Here is a 16,816-nt window from a genome sequence, read left to right as displayed (position 1 = left end):
CCGAACGGGTAGCTGGCAACGAATTCATGCTGGATCCTAATCAAAACCATTGCCAAACATGTAGCGATGGTTTTTTTGCGTTCCCGCCTTATGCGTTTCGAGACCTGGTGTATTAAAGATGAATTGAAGATGGGATAAATTCCGTTTTCTTGCCTCTTTTATCACTTTCTTCACTCTTTTTATACTTTCAAAAAAAAACGGTAGTTTTGAAAAAATTCGATATATCAAAAATAGAAGACACCCTTCATACTCTTCATTAATTGGAATAATTTGAGAGGATTTTAATCGTGGAGAATTAGGCTATCCGGGGAGGGGGTGAGTAAAAAAGATATTTTTTAGTGTATTAGCTCGCTATCTCATCTAAGACAACAGCGTGCTTTTACTCGAAGACCCACCAAATTCATGTTGGAAGGTGTGGATTTATGCGAAGGATGTCTGTTAAATTAATTTCCTTCATTTGTACGATCGCTCTACTTACCGGATTATTTCCTGTCGTCTCGTTCGGCGCGACCCAATCGTTCTTTGCGCCGGCTGAAACATCCGGCAGCATCTCCGTCAAACTGTATCCGATGGAAAATGTCGCCTCAGGACAAACGAAGCTTGTTACGTTCGGCGTACCGTTTCCAAGAGGATCCATAACGCCGGCGAATGTATCGAAAATTCGCGTGCTGAAGGGCGGCACGGAAATTCCCGCCTACGTTGAAATGCAAACGCCATGGCGCAGCATAACAAACGCTTCTCTGGATGGAGCTTCCGTTCGAGTGGCACGCATCCAGATTCAAAACACGTTTACTTCCGTATATCCGAATTCGGAGACGATAACCGTGGAATGGGGTCTCAACAACCGGAGCCAGAACATTGCGACACTTACGAATCCGAGATCGGCATGGCATCAAGTGACGTCGGGCACGTTCGTAGCATCGGACAATGTTTACGAGCCTGACGTTTATGCGGTGCTGCCTAAAGACTTTCTTGCTGAAGGCGTGCTGAAAGGAACGCGGATGAGCACGTTCGACAGCAGCATAACCGAGTCAAGGGACAATCCGGCCACGATGGATGCAACCGAGCATTGGACGGGCTACACGGAGATGGAGCATGCGTTCAAAAACAACTTCTACATGCTTATCAATGAGGATGATCCTGCCGTTATCGCCGGTGATTCCGGTTCCGGATACAAGAGCGATTACAAAACAAATTACGATCCTTGGCTTTATGACCGCGCGGCAACGATGTACACGTTATACATGCGAAGCGGCTCGCTGAAAGCGCTGCGAGAGGCGGTGCGGCATACCGATTTTTACAAAACGAAAATATATCCGGCAACAACGACGCCTGCCCGTGCCGTCGGACTATTCACGTTAAAAAATCCCGATCCGAACGGCTGGCCGGGCGGCAACGGGGCCATGTACAGCTACGACGAGTCGATGGCTTATACGTACTGGCTGACGGGAGACAACGATATGCTGACCTACATCCCGCTGATCGTTCAGGCGCATGAAACGAATGACGAGCCAACACGCTGGGATCCGAGCTTGGGGACTTGGACCGAACGGCATACGGCTTTCCGGCTGCTCGCCAACCTGATCGCTTACGAGGTTACGGGCAACACGACCTATAAGACTAATGTGCAAAATCAAACGGCTGATTTCATCTGGCATCAGAACGGTGCAGGCGGACTTATACCGGCAAACCGTGTCGACGGCGGACTGTATCATTACGGCAGCCAGCATGGCGATGGCGTAACAAGCGATTTAATCGCTTCAACCTGGATGAGCGTGCTCACGGAAGATGCAATGATCCGCGCTTACGCATTCACGGAAGATACGAATATCGCTAATTTTGTGAAGCGTATGGGCACCTTCCTGAACAATGCTTCACGTTCCGATGCTTACCACGCTTACGATACTTATGTCGGAGCGCTTCGCTATCCGGATTATATGGTGAAATATGACGGCACTTCCGATGCGCTGGACGGCGGACGCGGAAGCTCAAGCGATCCGACCGGCGGTACGACGATCGAGCATAACCTGGAGGTGGGGAACGCGATTTTGTGGGCCGACTACTTCGGTCAGCTGCTCGGCGGTTCGCCAAATACGACCTGGGAATCGGCTGTAAACGACCTCTACTACGGCTACGATATCGGCGTCAACTTCTGGATTCGCCCGACCGGTCCGTCAGCGGGAAAAACCGCTTACCGGATTACGCCAAACCGCAAGTGGGGCTGGGAGTTCCGTACAACCGGCAGTTTCACGTGGCTGGCGTCCCAACTGCTGTCCGGCTCCGGCGGCCCTGGCGATACGACGGCCCCGACGGTAGCGATTACAGCGCCTACAAGCGGCCAAACGGTATCGGGCACGATAACGGTGTCGGCAAACGCCTCCGATAATGTTGGCGTCGCAGGCGTACAATTCAAGGTAGACGGTACGAATGTCGGGACCGAAGACACGTCTTCACCGTATTCGATTTCGTACAACACCTCGGGCTTGGCGGCTGGCTCGCACACGATTACGGCGGCAGCGCGTGATGCGGCGGGCAATACGACGACATCCTCCTCGGTGTCCGTGACTAAAAGCGCGGCTGCCGATACGACGGCGCCGACGGTATCGATCACAGCGCCAACAAGCGGCCAAACGGTATCGGGCACGATAACGGTGTCGGCAAACGCCTCGGATAATGTTGGCGTCGCCGGCGTCCAGTTCAAAGTCGATGGCACCAATGTCGGCACGGAAGACACGACTTCGCCGTATTCGATCTCGTATAATACGACATCGCTTACAAACGGCTCACATATGATTACGGCGGTTGCTCGCGACGCTGCAGGCAATACGACGACAACGACCTCGGTACCTGTAACCGTATCCAATAGCACCACGGGAACGGTGACCTTCCAGCAAGGAGTGAGTGGCTACTCCGGCGCGAAGGATGTCTCACTCACATCGCAATACAGCGGTAACGGCGGCAATATTATTAGCGGCACGTTGAAAGTATTCGATCAAACCAGCCAGACAACGCCGTATGAAATCGATTCGCTGCTGCGCTTCGATAATATTTCAATTCCGGCCGGCAAAACGGTCGCATCGGCAAAGCTGACACTCAAGATGAATACATGGGCGACCGGCTTTACGATGGAAGGTCGCTACATGCTAACGGATTACGATCCGACTTATACGCTCATCGGATGGCAGAACCGCAAGTCCGGAGCGCAATGGGCGACGGCAGGAGCAAAAGGCAACGGGACCGATTATATGTCCGGGAAGTCGTTTGCGATAACGAGTTTTACAGCGACCGGTGATCAAGTGATTGATATTACCCTCGATCCGACAGTCGTACAGGGCTGGCTGACCACACCATCCACCAATCAGGGCGTACTGCTGTATATTGATAATCCAACTAACATAGCGGTTGATATCTACTCCGCAGAAGACGCCACAACGGCAAACCGGCCGAAGCTGTCGATCACGTACCAGTAAATAAAAAATTGGCCAAGGAGTAAATTTCCTTGGCCAATTTTTTTCTGCGACGGCATGATCATAACCGAAGTTGTGGAAGTCATTGCGCTAATGGGACACCGTACCACAACTGAATGAATAAGATATTACCGCGACGTGACTTTCTCATAATAGCTTGTTTATGAAAGGGGGAGTATGTGTGGTTCGTAAATATACGACTGGACCTCTGAATAATTTAACGGAGAAAGATAAGACGGTCTCCAAAGATATTGTTGTAAACTCGTTAAACCAGAATCAACATAAGAATGTTAAAGTTAGAATCAAAGTGTATGCATTAAATGGGAAGAAGAAATTGATTCATAACGTTGCGTTAATCGTGAAACCGAACGCATCAACATATAATAGTTTTTTTGTGGGAAATGCAAAGCAATATGAAGTCCAATTTATTACCAATCATATTAATGTTCAATTTGCATCGTTTGGGATTAGTCCGAAAGATCGTTTTGTTGCCGCGCATCGCGTAATCAACAGTGAATTAACAAGAATGGTATGAGTAAGATATGACTTCGTGTAATAATGGTACCCGTTCGACAAACTTCCTTGGATTGTTTCTGTCGTTCCCGGTTATTTGTAAATAGTCATTCCATCGTTAAATTTGACAAAAGAAGCCGCGATTCGCGGCTTTTTTCATGCCGTTCGCAGCCGCTTTCAAGTAAAATAGACCTACGCGAGAATTGAGTATGCAAAATATTTATTTTTTTGTCGAAAATCAAGCAGGCAAACCTTGGAATTTAGTCGAATTATAGAAAATGGGCGTAGTTAAAATTACCTAAGTATTGAGGTGTCGGCAGGAATGAGGCTAAACATATTCATCCGAATTTTTTTGATCATAGCGAGTATCTTGCTAATCGTACCGAATCTCGCTGGAGCATCCCCGGCTTCGGCCGATTCTTCGATTTCATCCTGGCAGATCAAATGGGAGTCGGAAGCAGATCGGCTTGCGGCGCCTGATCAGGCGCTGAAAGCAGATGGGTGGCAGGACATACAGGCTTCCGAGCCGGCAGTATCCAAACCGGAATATGCGGTGTCCGCATGGATCCGGATCAAGCTTCCCGAAATCGGAATGAAACAAGGGGTGTTCTTTCGTTCGATTTATGCGCAGAACATTACCGCCTTTCTGGGCGGGGAAGAGGTCTTTCGTTCGGAACGCAAGTATTGGTTCGATCTGAACCGCGTTTTGATTCCGCTTGAAAATCACGACTCCGGTCAAGAGCTGGTCCTGCATCTGAAAAGCCAAACGGACAGACTGGGCCTCGGACGCGGAATTAACATCTCGGATTACCAGGATCTCCTGCGTTCGTACGCGAAATTCGATTTGTTCGACATCATCTTGGGCAGCGCTTTTGTCTTCGTCGCCTTCGTCATGCTCGTATGTTCGGTTTTTTTCGACCGGAATCAATTGAAGAGCTGGCTCGCGCTATGCTTTATCATTCTCCCGATAGGCGGGATATTGATCGGATACTCGCCGTTCCTGTATACCTTCTACGGGGAGTACGGTTTCCTTTATCAAGGAATGTTCGATCTTTCCTTGTACGTGTTCTTGCCGTCCTTAATGATGTTTTTCGAGCAGTTGTTCGGAAGCGGCTATCGCGGCATCGTCAAGCATTTCCGCCGATTCCAGATCGCCTATTCCATCTTTGGTATCATTGCGCTGACTGTCAACTGGGCATCTGGCTACGCATTACAGCAATATTACTTTTTCGTATCTGTAACGTGTATCGGCATTATCATGCTGGCCCAATTTATCCTTATCCTCATCATTCTGGTCAGGCAGCTGTGGAATCGGAATATCGATTCGATTATTCTCTCTATCGGATTGGCTGTCTTTGCAGCGGTCAGCGTGGCGGAATTGTTGACATTCTACGCGTCTTCCAAGACGTACGATCTGTCGTGGTGGAAGTGGGGGCTGGTCGCCTTCGTGCTATCGCTCATCGTGCTGCTCGGGCGCCGAATCTCCTACCAGCATAAATTGATCATTACCTACTCGCGGGACTTGGAAATATACAACTCCGAGATGCAGCGTTCGGAGAAAATGGAGATTATCAGCCAATTAGCGGCTTCCGTAGCGCACGAGGTCCGCAACCCGCTTCAGGTCACGCGCGGCCTGCTGCAATTACTCGAGAGACGCCACGATATCGCGTCGAATACCGAGAGCTATTACAAGCTTGCCATCGACGAGCTTGACCGGGCTTCGACGATCATTACCGATTTTCTTACCTTCGCGAAGCCGGAGCTGGAACAAGTGGACGAATTGGATTTGGCAGACGAATTCAAGCACGTGGAAGGCATTATCGTCCCGCTGGCCAACCTTCAGGGCGGCCACTTGGAGATGAGCGTGCCCCGGTCGCTGCGGATCATAGGCAATTCCTCGAAGCTGAAGCAGGCATTGATTAATATCATTAAGAATAGCATCGAAGCGCTGGAAGGCTCCGGCGTCGTGAAGATTTGGGCATACGAGGAGAGCGAACAGGTCGTCATTCATATTGCGGACAGCGGCGCCGGGATGGATGAGCGCATACTTGAAAGGCTGGGGGAACCCTATTTCACCAACAAAACTAAGGGGACCGGTCTTGGGCTCATGGTAACGTTCAGGATCATCGAGGTCATGCAGGGGACAATCAAATTCAAAAGTCAGAAGGGCGTTGGCACCGAAGCGATGATTCGTTTCCCGGCCGCGCGCTATGTAGAAACAAACGCGAAGGTCTCTATATGACCTTCGCGTTTTTTGTAGGAAATATTGCACTGTAGCAAAAGCTGAGCATTACCAGGTACTGAGTGTGCTATCCGTTTTTGCGACTTCACTCGGGTTTTGAGGGATGACGAACGCGAGCTTGGAAGGCGTTTCTTCAATGACGACCAGTTCCACATCTTCGGGTAAAGTCAGATTGAAGGCTTCTTTCAACGCTGCTTTCGGGTCCGCCAGCAATTGGGCTTTGAAAGATTCGTCGGACCATGCTTTCTCGATGATTTGTTGCTGCAATTCTTGTTCGGACATCTGGCTGCACCTCTTTAATAGGAATATACTACCATGTAAAGTTTATCACTATTATTGGGACAATTCTACTAATAATCGCTAGAATACGACAAATATTGCACTAAAAAAGGGAACCCCTCCGCAGGCGATTCCCTTTGTCGTTACTTGCTTATGTCTTTCTTACCATGTTTCGTCGGCCGTTATCGGATCGATCGCGGCAAATTCTCAACGTTGTTATTCAACATGTTAATTACCAAGTTTATTTTGCGAAAGCCAGTACGTGAATCCGCCGCCGAGCAGCTGTGTCTTCGTTTTGCTCAATTGCTCGCCAGCTTCCGTCAGCTTGACAGCCAAATGAGAGTGGAACGCGGCCAAATGGGGGAGAGAAAGCTCTAATCTTGCAAAAGCCTCGCCATTCGCTTGCGCAAGCTGCGAGTAACGGCTTAAGGCGTCGTCGATGTAGATGGCGTTACTGATATCGGTTCTTGTAAGCTGGGAATGAGGCACCGACTTCTCGGAGGCAATCATGCTGATCAGGCTGTTGGCGTTATGCAGGTCGAAGTCTTCTTCCCAATCGGCCCAATCGTCAGACATCTGCAGCGTAGCCAATACAAGATCGATAGCCTCGGAAACGGCGGGCTCAAGCTCGCGGCGACCGGCGAGAAGCAGGGCGCCGGTGCTTGCCAATTTGACAGGCGCCGCTTTTTGCGCGAGCTTGGCCGGAGATAGGCTGACGGAAGGACTTTCATAGGCAACCGCCATGGACCAGTCCGTCACGTAAGCGCGATAATAGTTCCAAAAAGGGGAGCTGCTTTCAAACAACGTGCGGTACAGGTCCAGCATGCTAAGATGGAACAAATTGCCGAGTGCCAGCTGTTCCTTCCAATCGGACGGGGCGGTATCCATGAGATCGTCCTGGATGAAAAAATACAGCATGACGAATACGTTAGCGAGCGACAGATCGCGATAGCGCCGTGAATCCAACTCCGTAATGGGCTTCATCCAAAACGGCAGCAGGTAGCAGATATGGTTCTTCGTGCCGGAAGGATTCAGTGGGCTAAAGGCTTGCAAATAATCGCGCCCTTTGTCGTTTAGCGGTGACGGAAAGGCATCGATCAGCCGTTCCGCTTCCTGGAACACATAGACAAGTTCTTGTTCGTAATCGGATCTCCATGACATCGTTTCTTAGTCCTCCCGGGTTGGTCATCAAATGCGTTGAAATGATAAGGCGAACATTCCGGCCCCATAGGTGAAGGACTCCTCGTTAAGCCATTTGTCCAATTCCTGTTTTCGCTCATCGGACAAATGATTGTTTTGCATGATCCGGGTCACAGTTTCCATGTAGCGGTGCAGCAGCCGTTTCGTTTCGCCGTCTTCAGCCAGGATGCAATATGGCTGAAGCTTCGTTTGTAAGCCGCCGAGGGCAGACGATAATTCGGCCAGCCGTTCGCCGACCGGCTTCGGGAAGCGATCCAGCAGCGGCTTGCGCGAAGCCCGAAATAACGTTTCGAATCGAGGCAGGCAGTCGGCGGGCAAGGGACCGGTTGCGTCATCGTCCAAATCGATGACGATGATCAAGGAATCGGCATGGGTGACGGTTCGCAGCCAAGTCAGAAAATGCCCGAAGTCCGGGAGATGCAGGGCAACCAGCCTAGCGATGACGACATCGAACGGCTCGGCCCATGGCGTCCACTCCCGATAATCAGCCTGAACAAATTGCAAGCCCGGTGCGGTTCTTGCCGCAGCAAAGCGGTAAATGCGCTCGTCCTTCTCGAGACCGGTGCATCTCAAGTGCGGGTAGTCCTGTTTGATAGCCTCCAAATAAGCACCGTTTCCACAGCCGATATCGAGAACGGACGAAGCGGCTTGAAGCGGCTCATGCAAGAACAGCGAACGCTCGCGCACATAGAAGAGCTGCACGGTCAGCGAAAGCATATCGTTGAACAATTTCGTAGAATCGTCGATGCCCAGCATTAACAACTCCTTATCGGCAAAGTGATTGACTAGATTAAGTATAAGGTGAAGAATGCGGTCGAACAATGCTAAAATGCATACGTGGGAATTGGCCGAGAAGGATATGATTGGCGACACACCCACTGGAGAAAATGGTCCTTGGATCCGTAGACAGATGCGTGCCAATTCGTTAATCTATTGGGACACGACATCACCAGGGAGGCACCTCGCAATGGCAAAGGATATCCGTTCCCGAATCGAGATCGACCAGATTAACTGCGAGAAAGAGCTGACGCTTGCACTAATCGGCGGCAAGTGGAAGCTCATCATACTCTGGCATCTCGGCATTGAGGGCACGAAGCGGTTTAACGAGCTCCAGAAGCTCATACCCACGATAACGCAGAAAATATTGACGAACCAGCTCCGCGAACTGGAAGAGGACAAGCTCATTGATCGAACGGTCTACCCAGTGGTACCGCCTAAGGTCGAGTATAAGTTGACCGCTTATGGCGAGAGCTTAGTCCCTATCCTGAAGCTGATGTATGAATGGGGCATGAATTACGGCCAGCAAGTGCTCGGAAGAGACACCGCGCAGGTTGCCGAATCCATGTGAATTTTGCTTCTCATCCCTATGTTTCAATCAGGCAGATCCTATGTGGGGTCTGTTTTTTTGTTCGGAACAGTTTCCTGGAGGATACGGACTTACCTGAAAGTGCGTACTTCCTTATTGTTCAGTATCAACTTAGTATGGAAACATTGCCGTCAATACAACGGATCAAAGGAGAGAGGTATACATGGAACTGCAATTAGCATTGGATTTGGTGAACATCACGGAGGCAAAGCAAGTGGTGAAAGAGGTCGCGCCGTACATCGACATCGTGGAGATCGGCACGCCTGTCGTCATCAACGAAGGGCTTCACGCCGTAAAGGCGATTAAGGACGAATTCCCTTCGCTGAAAGTACTCGCTGACCTGAAAATTATGGACGCCGGGGGATATGAGGTCATGAAAGCGTCCGAGGCAGGCGCGGATATCATTACGGTACTCGGCGTATCGGACGATACGACCATTAAAGGCGCAGTCGAAGAAGCCCGCAAGCAGAACAAGAAAATCATGGTAGATATGATCAATGTAAAAGATATCGCGACCCGCGCGCAGGAGATCGACAGCCTTGGCGTCGATTATATTTGCGTCCACTCCGGCTACGACCACCAAGCAGCAGGTAAAAATTCGTTCGAGGACCTGGCCACGATCAAGCGCGTGGTGAAGCAGGCAAAAACGGCGATCGCCGGAGGCATCAAGCTGCAAACGCTGCCTGAGGTGATCAGCGCGCAGCCGGATCTCGTCATCGTCGGAGGCGGAATTACCGGCTCCGACGACAAGCAGCTGGTCGCAGCCCAAATGCATCGAATGATCAAGCAAGGGTAACGCCGGTGAAGACGACGCATATTGCTGCATCTTCCATTCTGCAGGAACTGGAGCGGACATTGCAGCTCGTTCGCCCGGAAGAGATCGAGGCGCTTGCGGAGTCTGTTGCGAGCGCCGGAGCGATTTTCGTCGCAGGGGCTGGCCGCTCCGGATTAATGATGCGCGCGTTCGCGATGCGATTGATGCATATGGGCTTTCGAGCATACGTTGTAGGGGAGTCCGTCACACCGGGCATTACCGCGGGCGATCTGCTCGTGATTGGCTCCGGTTCGGGCGAGACGAGAACGCTTGCGGCCATGGCCGCCAAAGCTAAGAGTCTCGGTGCAGAGGTCGCTGCCCTGACCGTAGTGCAGGAATCTACCTTGGGCCAGCTGGCGTCCGCCTGCGTCGTCGTTCCGGCCGCGACCAAAGACGGCTCAACGGGCATGGCATTGACCGCTCAGCCGATGGGCAGCTTGTTCGAGCAATCGCTGCTGCTGCTGCTCGATACGATAATCCTGCACCTGATGGATAGGAAAGCGCTCGAGGGCGCAGCCATGTTCAACAATCACGCGAATCTGGAGTAGCCTCAGTAGCCTTTATTTCATGCCGTTAAATGTGAGACAAAGGGCGGGAAGTCTAAAGTACAGACAAATGAAAGAGCATAACCGGATATCGAGCAGAACAAATTATAGAAAACAAAACCCGGTTCAACGCCGGGTTTTGTTACGAACACTGATATCTTAGGACCATGTACTATGGAAGAACCGAGTGTTTAAATTGCGCAAAAGCAAATTATTATACTTAGCAGCATGCTTCTGTTCATCCACGATGATGCCGTACAAGGTATCCTTATAGATACCACATCATCACTAATAAGTCATCTTGTCGCTTGTAAGAGGACAAAGACATATATTCATTAAAAGCCGCGTCTTTATGCGGTTTTTTATTTTAAGTATACACTTTTCAAAGATAAGACGTTATATTGTTTGCCGTGTGATAATCTTGGCTATTTTCCCGCACAGCGGTGTATATAAAACTTGAGGAGAGTTTCAAGAAAACGGCAAAAGTCTTGAACTGTTCCATTATTGTGGAAGTACCGGTTCATTCACTGACAACCCATGAGCAACGAGATCATCAACATTTGATAATGATTACCACTTCAACATAAGTTCTACACAATTGCCTTCTATACTTAAGTTAAGAGTTAGATTTGAGAAGAAGCCGTTACTGTTTTCCGCTGCCATGTTCACGTTTAATCATCTAAACATAAGTTCCTGGACTTGATAAAAACTTCGTCGTTTGCCTACAAATGAGAATAAAAATTCACTATTGGAGGGACTAATTGTGATTGTGTATGAGCTATTTACAGACGATACTTTTGAGTGGCTTTCTCCGGTAGATGGATGTAAAGCTAGAACGGGTGGCTTGAAGTTATGCATGGAGGAGTTCCAAGTAAGTAAGGTTTTCTCTTGAAAGTTAACTACACGAAATGGAGTTGGTAAGCATGCTGAAAAAACTGGTTATAATTGGAGTTGCTATTTTGGTTGTCCTTACTTTAACCGCCTGCGGTAAAATCAAAGGGGATATGGATGACATGCATCATTCAAGTTCCGGTGAAGTTCCTGCCGGTTTGAAGGTTGCAGATAATCCAACATTCAAAGTTGGCAGCCAGGCTATCATAATGATTGATCATATGAAAGGGATGGACGGTGCCAAAGCAACAATTGTTGGTGCTTATAGCACAACGGCTTATGCGGTATCTTACACTCCGACAAACGGTGGCCCTAAGGAAACAAATCATAAATGGGTCATTACTCAGGAGATTAAAAACGCCGGTGATCAACCGTTCAAACCAGGGGATGAAGTTACGCTTATGGCCGATCATATGGAAGGCATGAATGGTGCTGAAGCGATTATTGATCTAGCAGAACCTACAACGGTTTATATGGTTGATTTCATGCCAACCACAGGTGGAGACATGGTAAAGAATCACAAGTGGGTAACTGAAAGTGAGCTTTCAAGTACGGAGTAAAGTGTTAATAATTTGCCTTGCTGGAATCCGTACCTTTGAAATGTGCTGAATCCTGCAGGGGGCAATCAATAGGGGAACATATACTAGTCGTTGCTGGAGCAGCATTGGTAGTGTTGATTATTGCAACAACATTCAGTTTTCAAGCCTAAGGGAATTACACTTTATAGGGGCGTAAACAAAATGAACGGCTAAAGGTTCAATAATAGATTTCAGTCCAATTGAAGTTGTGAAGATAAGTAAACCAATAATGATCGTAGTGAGGGGTTTATGAAGACAGTATTGATGGTGGATGATGAAGTGAAGATTCGTGAAGTGGTCGTGTCCTATTTACAAAAGGAAGGCTTTCATGCCATTGAAGCCGATACTGGCTCAAATGCGTTAGAGATAATTCGAAGTGGAACAACTATCGACCTTGTCATTCTAGACTTAATGCTACCTGATTTATCAGGAGAAGATGTATGTAAAACGCTGCGCCAGTTTTCGACGGTCCCGGTTATCATGCTAACGGCTAAAGTAGCCGAGGACGACCGGGTGCAAGGACTACTACTAGGAGCTGATGATTACGTAATAAAACCGTTCAGTCCTCGTGAACTAATGGCTCGAGTAAAGGCAAATTTACGTCGTTCACAAGAGGATACCCTGCTCGCAGAGACGATCATGTTTAATAATGGAGATCTAATCATCCGACCTTCTCAGCATAAGGTAATTAAAAATGGACGCCCGCTGAGCCTTACACCAAATGAATATAAATTGCTGATGACCTTTGCACGACATCCTGGCAGAACATTTACTCGTGAGGAGCTTATTGTTAAGGTGCTTGGCTTCGATTTTGAAGGCGATTCTCGTGCAATCGATCAGCATGTCAAAAATCTCAGACAAAAAATTGAGTTAGACCCTAAACATCCACAGTACATCATCACAGTATTTGCAGTAGGATATCGGTTTTCGGGGGGCGGTTCCTTATGAAAGGTCTAAATGCAAAAATCGCATTAGCATGCATTGGAATTGCCTCAGGTGTATTGATCATTTCAACGCTTACATTCATATTTCAAGCTCACTACCACCTTACAATGGTTCAACAACAGACACAGCGTTTTGAAGTCCTGCCAAATACATTTAACGAACATTTGGAACAGGCATTAATTCAATCTGTGTTTTTAATCGCCATACTCGGGATAATATTGGCGATTATTATAAGTCTCTTTGTTGCAAAGCGAATAACGGCTCCGCTCGTTCAAATGAAAAAGGTAGCGGAACGAATGGCAAAAGGTGAGCTAGCTTCACGAACGCAAGTACATGGGGAGGATGAAATAGCTGACCTGAGTAAGTCGTTAAATCATCTTGCTGAGCAATTGATGCTGCAGGAGTCACTCCGTAAAACGTTAACAGCCGATGTTGCTCACGAGCTTAGAACACCGCTCACAACCCTCAAAAGCCATATGGAGGCTATGATTGAAGGTGTATGGGAGCCAACCCCAAGACGCCTGGAGTCATGTTTTGAAGAAATTGAACGGCTGCGTTTTTTGGTTGGCGATTTAGAGCAGTTAACGGAAGTCGAGTCCCCAAATTTCAAGCTGAACATAGAAGATGAGAATGTAACTGCAATCGTTCAGCATCATGTTAACGCTAACCAGGCTGAGTTTGAAAAAAAGGGCGTGAAGCTCATATTTGAATCCCATTTAACAATAGAAACTAAAATAGATAAGCTGCGCTTCGGTCAAATAATGGCGAACTTACTCAGCAATTCCTTGAAGTTTACGCCCCAAAATGGATTCGTGACAGTTGAAATCAAAGATTTAAACAGCTTTGTTAACATCATTATTACCGATACGGGAATTGGAATAGAAGAGAAGGATCTTTTATTTGTTTTTGAACGGTTTTATCGAGTGGATAAGTCACGTGATCGAAAATCCGGCGGAGGTGGTCTTGGACTTACGATTGTGAAGAAACTGGTTGAAGCGCACAATGGTAGAATTGAGATTCATAGTCAAAGAGGAAAAGGAACATCAGTGACCGTGTACCTTCCAAAATCACATAAGCTCTACGCAAATGGTCTCTAATATCCCAAAAACTCACTTGAAGGTATTGGGAGGGAGCAACAGAGCTAGCTAATGTATGGAGTAGTGGAGGTCCACTTGAGTTGAAAATAGTCACTGCCGGCGCTTATGTGAATATTGATGGCCAACATTACCACTCATACTGTGCATATTTGCAATTACGTGAAAATAGATTGACGATCATTCCATAATCTGATATCGTTCTTAATTGTTATAATTACGTTCAACCGATGAGGTTGGACATTAATTTTCATCTATAAACGTAATTATTACATATAAGTTTCATTATCTCATATGAAAGGTGTGAATCTATTGCAATTGGCTGCGCTACAAGATGTAATGTTCGGATATGACGATGTGCCTTGCTTGGAAGAAGCTACAATCGAAATCCGTTCTGGCGAATTTATTGCGGTTACCGGTCCGAACGGCGCGGCGAAGACGACGCTCCTCAAGCTGGCGTTAGGTTTGCTCCGTCCTTGGAAGGGGGAGGTTTCTATTGCCCCGTATAATTCTGAAGGCAGCAAACGAGGCATCGCTTACGTACCACAGCAGATATCCGCTTTTAACGGCGGTTTTCCCAGCAGTGTTCAAGAGTTTGTCCGATCCGGTCGATTTAGTCGGGGGAAATGGTGGAGCAGACTGAACTCGGAGGATATCGAAGCCGCCGATGAAGCGCTTAAACAAATGGAAATGTGGGAATATCGTCATCGGAAAATCGGCGAGTTGTCTGGAGGAGAAAAGCAGCGAATATGCATAGCCAGAGCTTTGGCGATGTCTCCGGATTTGTTCGTGCTGGATGAGCCAACCACAGGAATGGACAAAGATAGCAGAAATCGATTTTACGGATCAATGCGAGAGCAAATCAGGGGAAATGGCCGAACGGTGCTCATGGTTACGCACAACATGAACGAAATTGAACATGAACTGGATCGGATCATTACGCTGGAAAGAAAGGAGGAGAGCGCTTGGAAATGCTGCACTACGACTTCATGCAGAGGGCATTTTGTGCCGGCGGGCTAATTGCATTGGCGGCTTCTGCGTTAGGTGTCTATTTATTGCTAAGACGCCAAGCATTAATGGCGGATATGCTGTCGCATGTGTCGATGTCCGGTGCAGCGGGTGGAGCGTATTTACATATAAATCCGACTACGGCCGGATTTATCGTTGCGGTTATTGGCGCCATTGTCGTTGAATATGTCCGAAGAGCTTACAAAACGTACAATGAAATATCCATCGCGATCATCATGGTGGGGGGAGGAGTATGGATTGAAGCAAATCCCGATCGCGGGCTTGTCCCCCGAACAGGAGCCTTCGCCAGAGGAGATGGCTAAAGTTGTCGAGTTTGCCAAAAAGCATCAAGTAAAAACGATTTTTTTCGAAACGCTGGTCGAACCGAAAGTCGCCCAAGTTGTTTCGAACGAAATTGGTGCCAAGACGGATGTACTCAATCCTCTTGAAGGTTTGACGGATGATGATCTCAACCATAATCGAAACTACATGAGCGTCATGCAGCAAAATCTTGAAGCGTTGCAGAGAGCACTTAAATAGAAAAATGCATAAGAGAAAAGAAACCGGAATAGGGCCGGTTTTTAATTTCGACAATAATCGTAAAAATTACAAACAGGGTGATGACATGCAAACAAAGAAAATACCTGTAACCGTACTTAGCGGTTATTTAGGCGCAGGGAAAACGACAGTGCTTAACCACGTGCTGAATAACCGCGAAGGCTTGAAAGTGGCTGTTATTGTTAATGATTTAAGCGAGGTCAATATTGATGCGGCACTCGTAAAGGATGGAGGAGGATTATCCAGAACCGAAGAAAAGTTGGTGGAGATGTCTAACGGCTGCATCTGTTGTACCCTCCGGGAAGACTTGCTTCGTGAGGTAGAGAGACTCGCGCAAGATGGACGTTTCGATTACATCCTGATAGAGTCGACGGGTGTCGGAGAACCTATTCCGGTCGCGCAAACTTTCACGTATATCGATGAGGAGCATGGAATCGATTTAACGAAGTACTGCCGCCTGGATTGCATGGTAACGGTCGTCGACGCCTATCGATTCTGGCATGACTTTTCCTCCGGAGAATCTCTACTTGAACGAAACGAGGCCGTAGGCGAAGACGATACGCGCGATGTCGTTGATTTGCTTATCGATCAGATTGAGTTTTGCGATGTGCTCTTGCTTAACAAATGCGACATGATCAATCGGAGCGAGCTTGTGCAGCTAGAAGCCGTTCTTCGAAAACTGCAGACTCGGGCGAAGCTGATCAAGATCGTGAACGGAAAAGTCCTTCCAGCGGAAATTTTGAATACCGGATTGTTCAACTTTGACGAAGCGAGTCAATCTGCCGGTTGGTTGAAGGAAATGGAGAAGTCTGTTCATAAGCCTGAAACAGAAGAATACGGCATTTCTTCGTTCGTCTACGAACGCGTAAGGCCGTTTCACCCAGGACGTTTGATGAAATGGATGCAAAATTGGCCCGTAGAAGTCGTTCGCACAAAAGGGATTATGTGGGTCGCCAGTCGTAACGATGTAGGCCAAAGTATTAGTCAAGCCGGCCCTTCAATTCATTTCGGACCGTCAGGTTATTGGGTTGCCGCATTACCGCCGGAAGAGCAGGCGTATTATTTGCAAGAGGACCCCTTGCTAAGCAGCATCTGGTCAAAGGAATTCGGTGATCGCATCAACAAAGTCGTGTTTATCGGAATCGAAATGGACAGAGAGAAGCTTACATCTGCTCTCGATGACTGCCTGTTGACTGACTCCGAGATGAAGCGTGATTGGAATTTGTTCGATGATACGTTGCCAAATGCGATTGAAGCACCGATAGCTTAATTGTGCAGCAGGACAAAATAAAAAAGCAGATCTGAAGGCAAAAAGA

14 protein-coding genes and 2 pseudogenes are annotated in these 16,816 nt (G+C 48.0%); 13 read left to right on the top strand and 3 right to left on the bottom strand.

All coding sequences use genetic code 11. The features are described 5' to 3' along the window. Positions 1 to 431 precede the first annotated feature (431 nt). The 3 genes from I8J30_RS09745 (at position 432) to I8J30_RS09735 (ending at position 6,222) form a co-directional block, all read left to right on the top strand. Entirely contained in the window at positions 432 to 3,470 is a 3,039-nt protein-coding gene (locus tag I8J30_RS09745) for an Ig-like domain-containing protein (RefSeq protein ID WP_210657709.1), read from the top strand. Between the two features lie 178 nt (positions 3,471 to 3,648). Continuing rightward, on the top strand, positions 3,649 to 4,002 hold the full coding sequence (locus I8J30_RS09740; RefSeq protein ID WP_210657707.1) for a hypothetical protein: 354 nt from the start codon (positions 3,649 to 3,651) through the stop codon (positions 4,000 to 4,002). A gap of 300 nt (positions 4,003 to 4,302) precedes the next feature. Beyond that, positions 4,303 to 6,222: a sensor histidine kinase gene (locus tag I8J30_RS09735; protein WP_210657705.1), complete on the top strand. Its 1,920-nt coding sequence runs from the start codon at positions 4,303 to 4,305 to the stop codon at positions 6,220 to 6,222. A 48-nt stretch (positions 6,223 to 6,270) separates the two neighbouring features. Here the strand turns inward: I8J30_RS09735 and I8J30_RS09730 are convergent, their stop codons facing one another. The 3 genes from I8J30_RS09730 to I8J30_RS09720 form a co-directional block, all read right to left on the bottom strand. Further along, complete coding sequence (locus I8J30_RS09730) at positions 6,271 to 6,504, bottom strand: NHLP leader peptide family RiPP precursor (RefSeq protein WP_210657703.1); 234 nt, start codon at positions 6,502 to 6,504, stop codon at positions 6,271 to 6,273. 225 nt (positions 6,505 to 6,729) lie between these two features. Then, positions 6,730 to 7,662 (bottom strand): hypothetical protein, encoded by a 933-nt coding sequence (locus I8J30_RS09725; protein ID WP_210657701.1) that lies wholly within the window; start codon positions 7,660 to 7,662, stop codon positions 6,730 to 6,732. Between the two features lie 27 nt (positions 7,663 to 7,689). Next, positions 7,690 to 8,457 carry a class I SAM-dependent methyltransferase gene (locus tag I8J30_RS09720; RefSeq protein WP_210657700.1) on the bottom strand — a complete coding sequence of 256 codons (768 nt, stop codon included), beginning with the start codon at positions 8,455 to 8,457 and terminating at the stop codon, positions 7,690 to 7,692. Between the two features lie 211 nt (positions 8,458 to 8,668). Here I8J30_RS09720 and I8J30_RS09715 point away from each other — a divergent pair, with 211 nt between their 5' ends. The 10 genes and pseudogenes from I8J30_RS09715 to I8J30_RS09670 all read left to right on the top strand — a co-directional run bounded on the left by I8J30_RS09715 (position 8,669) and on the right by I8J30_RS09670 (position 16,770). Next, positions 8,669 to 9,049 (top strand): winged helix-turn-helix transcriptional regulator, encoded by a 381-nt coding sequence (locus I8J30_RS09715; RefSeq protein ID WP_210657698.1) that lies wholly within the window; start codon positions 8,669 to 8,671, stop codon positions 9,047 to 9,049. A 181-nt stretch (positions 9,050 to 9,230) separates the two neighbouring features. After that, a complete protein-coding gene (gene hxlA / locus I8J30_RS09710; RefSeq protein WP_210657696.1) occupies positions 9,231 to 9,863 on the top strand; it encodes a 3-hexulose-6-phosphate synthase in 633 nt (210 codons plus the stop codon). Positions 9,864 to 9,868: 5 nt separating this feature from the next. Continuing rightward, positions 9,869 to 10,429 (top strand): 6-phospho-3-hexuloisomerase, encoded by a 561-nt coding sequence (gene hxlB, locus I8J30_RS09705; protein ID WP_210657694.1) that lies wholly within the window; start codon positions 9,869 to 9,871, stop codon positions 10,427 to 10,429. 920 nt (positions 10,430 to 11,349) lie between these two features. Beyond that, positions 11,350 to 11,877 carry a YdhK family protein gene (locus I8J30_RS09700; protein ID WP_210657692.1) on the top strand — a complete coding sequence of 176 codons (528 nt, stop codon included), beginning with the start codon at positions 11,350 to 11,352 and terminating at the stop codon, positions 11,875 to 11,877. A gap of 267 nt (positions 11,878 to 12,144) precedes the next feature. After that, the gene (locus tag I8J30_RS09695; RefSeq protein WP_210657690.1) at positions 12,145 to 12,843 is read left to right on the top strand and encodes a response regulator transcription factor; all 699 of its coding nucleotides are present in this window, start codon (positions 12,145 to 12,147) and stop codon (positions 12,841 to 12,843) included. Continuing rightward, positions 12,840 to 13,937, top strand: a complete 1,098-nt coding sequence (locus I8J30_RS09690) for a sensor histidine kinase (protein ID WP_210657688.1) — start codon at positions 12,840 to 12,842, stop codon at positions 13,935 to 13,937. Before I8J30_RS09695 ends, I8J30_RS09690 begins: the two co-directional genes overlap by 4 nt. A gap of 309 nt (positions 13,938 to 14,246) precedes the next feature. Further along, a complete protein-coding gene (locus I8J30_RS09685; protein WP_210657686.1) occupies positions 14,247 to 14,954 on the top strand; it encodes a metal ABC transporter ATP-binding protein in 708 nt (235 codons plus the stop codon). Continuing rightward, positions 14,900 to 15,190 (top strand): annotated as a pseudogene (locus tag I8J30_RS09680) (metal ABC transporter permease); the annotation flags it as partial. The gene I8J30_RS09685 and the pseudogene I8J30_RS09680, both read left to right, overlap by 55 nt. Continuing rightward, positions 15,189 to 15,482 (top strand): annotated as a pseudogene (locus I8J30_RS09675) (metal ABC transporter solute-binding protein, Zn/Mn family); the annotation flags it as partial. The pseudogenes I8J30_RS09680 and I8J30_RS09675, both read left to right, overlap by 2 nt. Positions 15,483 to 15,567: 85 nt before the next feature. Beyond that, positions 15,568 to 16,770, top strand: a complete 1,203-nt coding sequence (locus I8J30_RS09670; protein ID WP_210657684.1) for a GTP-binding protein — start codon at positions 15,568 to 15,570, stop codon at positions 16,768 to 16,770. Positions 16,771 to 16,816: the final 46 nt, after the last annotated feature.

The organism is Paenibacillus lignilyticus (genome assembly GCF_017942085.1).
GTDB classification, from domain to species: Bacteria; Bacillota; Bacilli; order Paenibacillales; family Paenibacillaceae; genus Paenibacillus_Z; species Paenibacillus_Z lignilyticus.
This window is presented reverse-complemented; position numbering and strand designations above follow the sequence as displayed.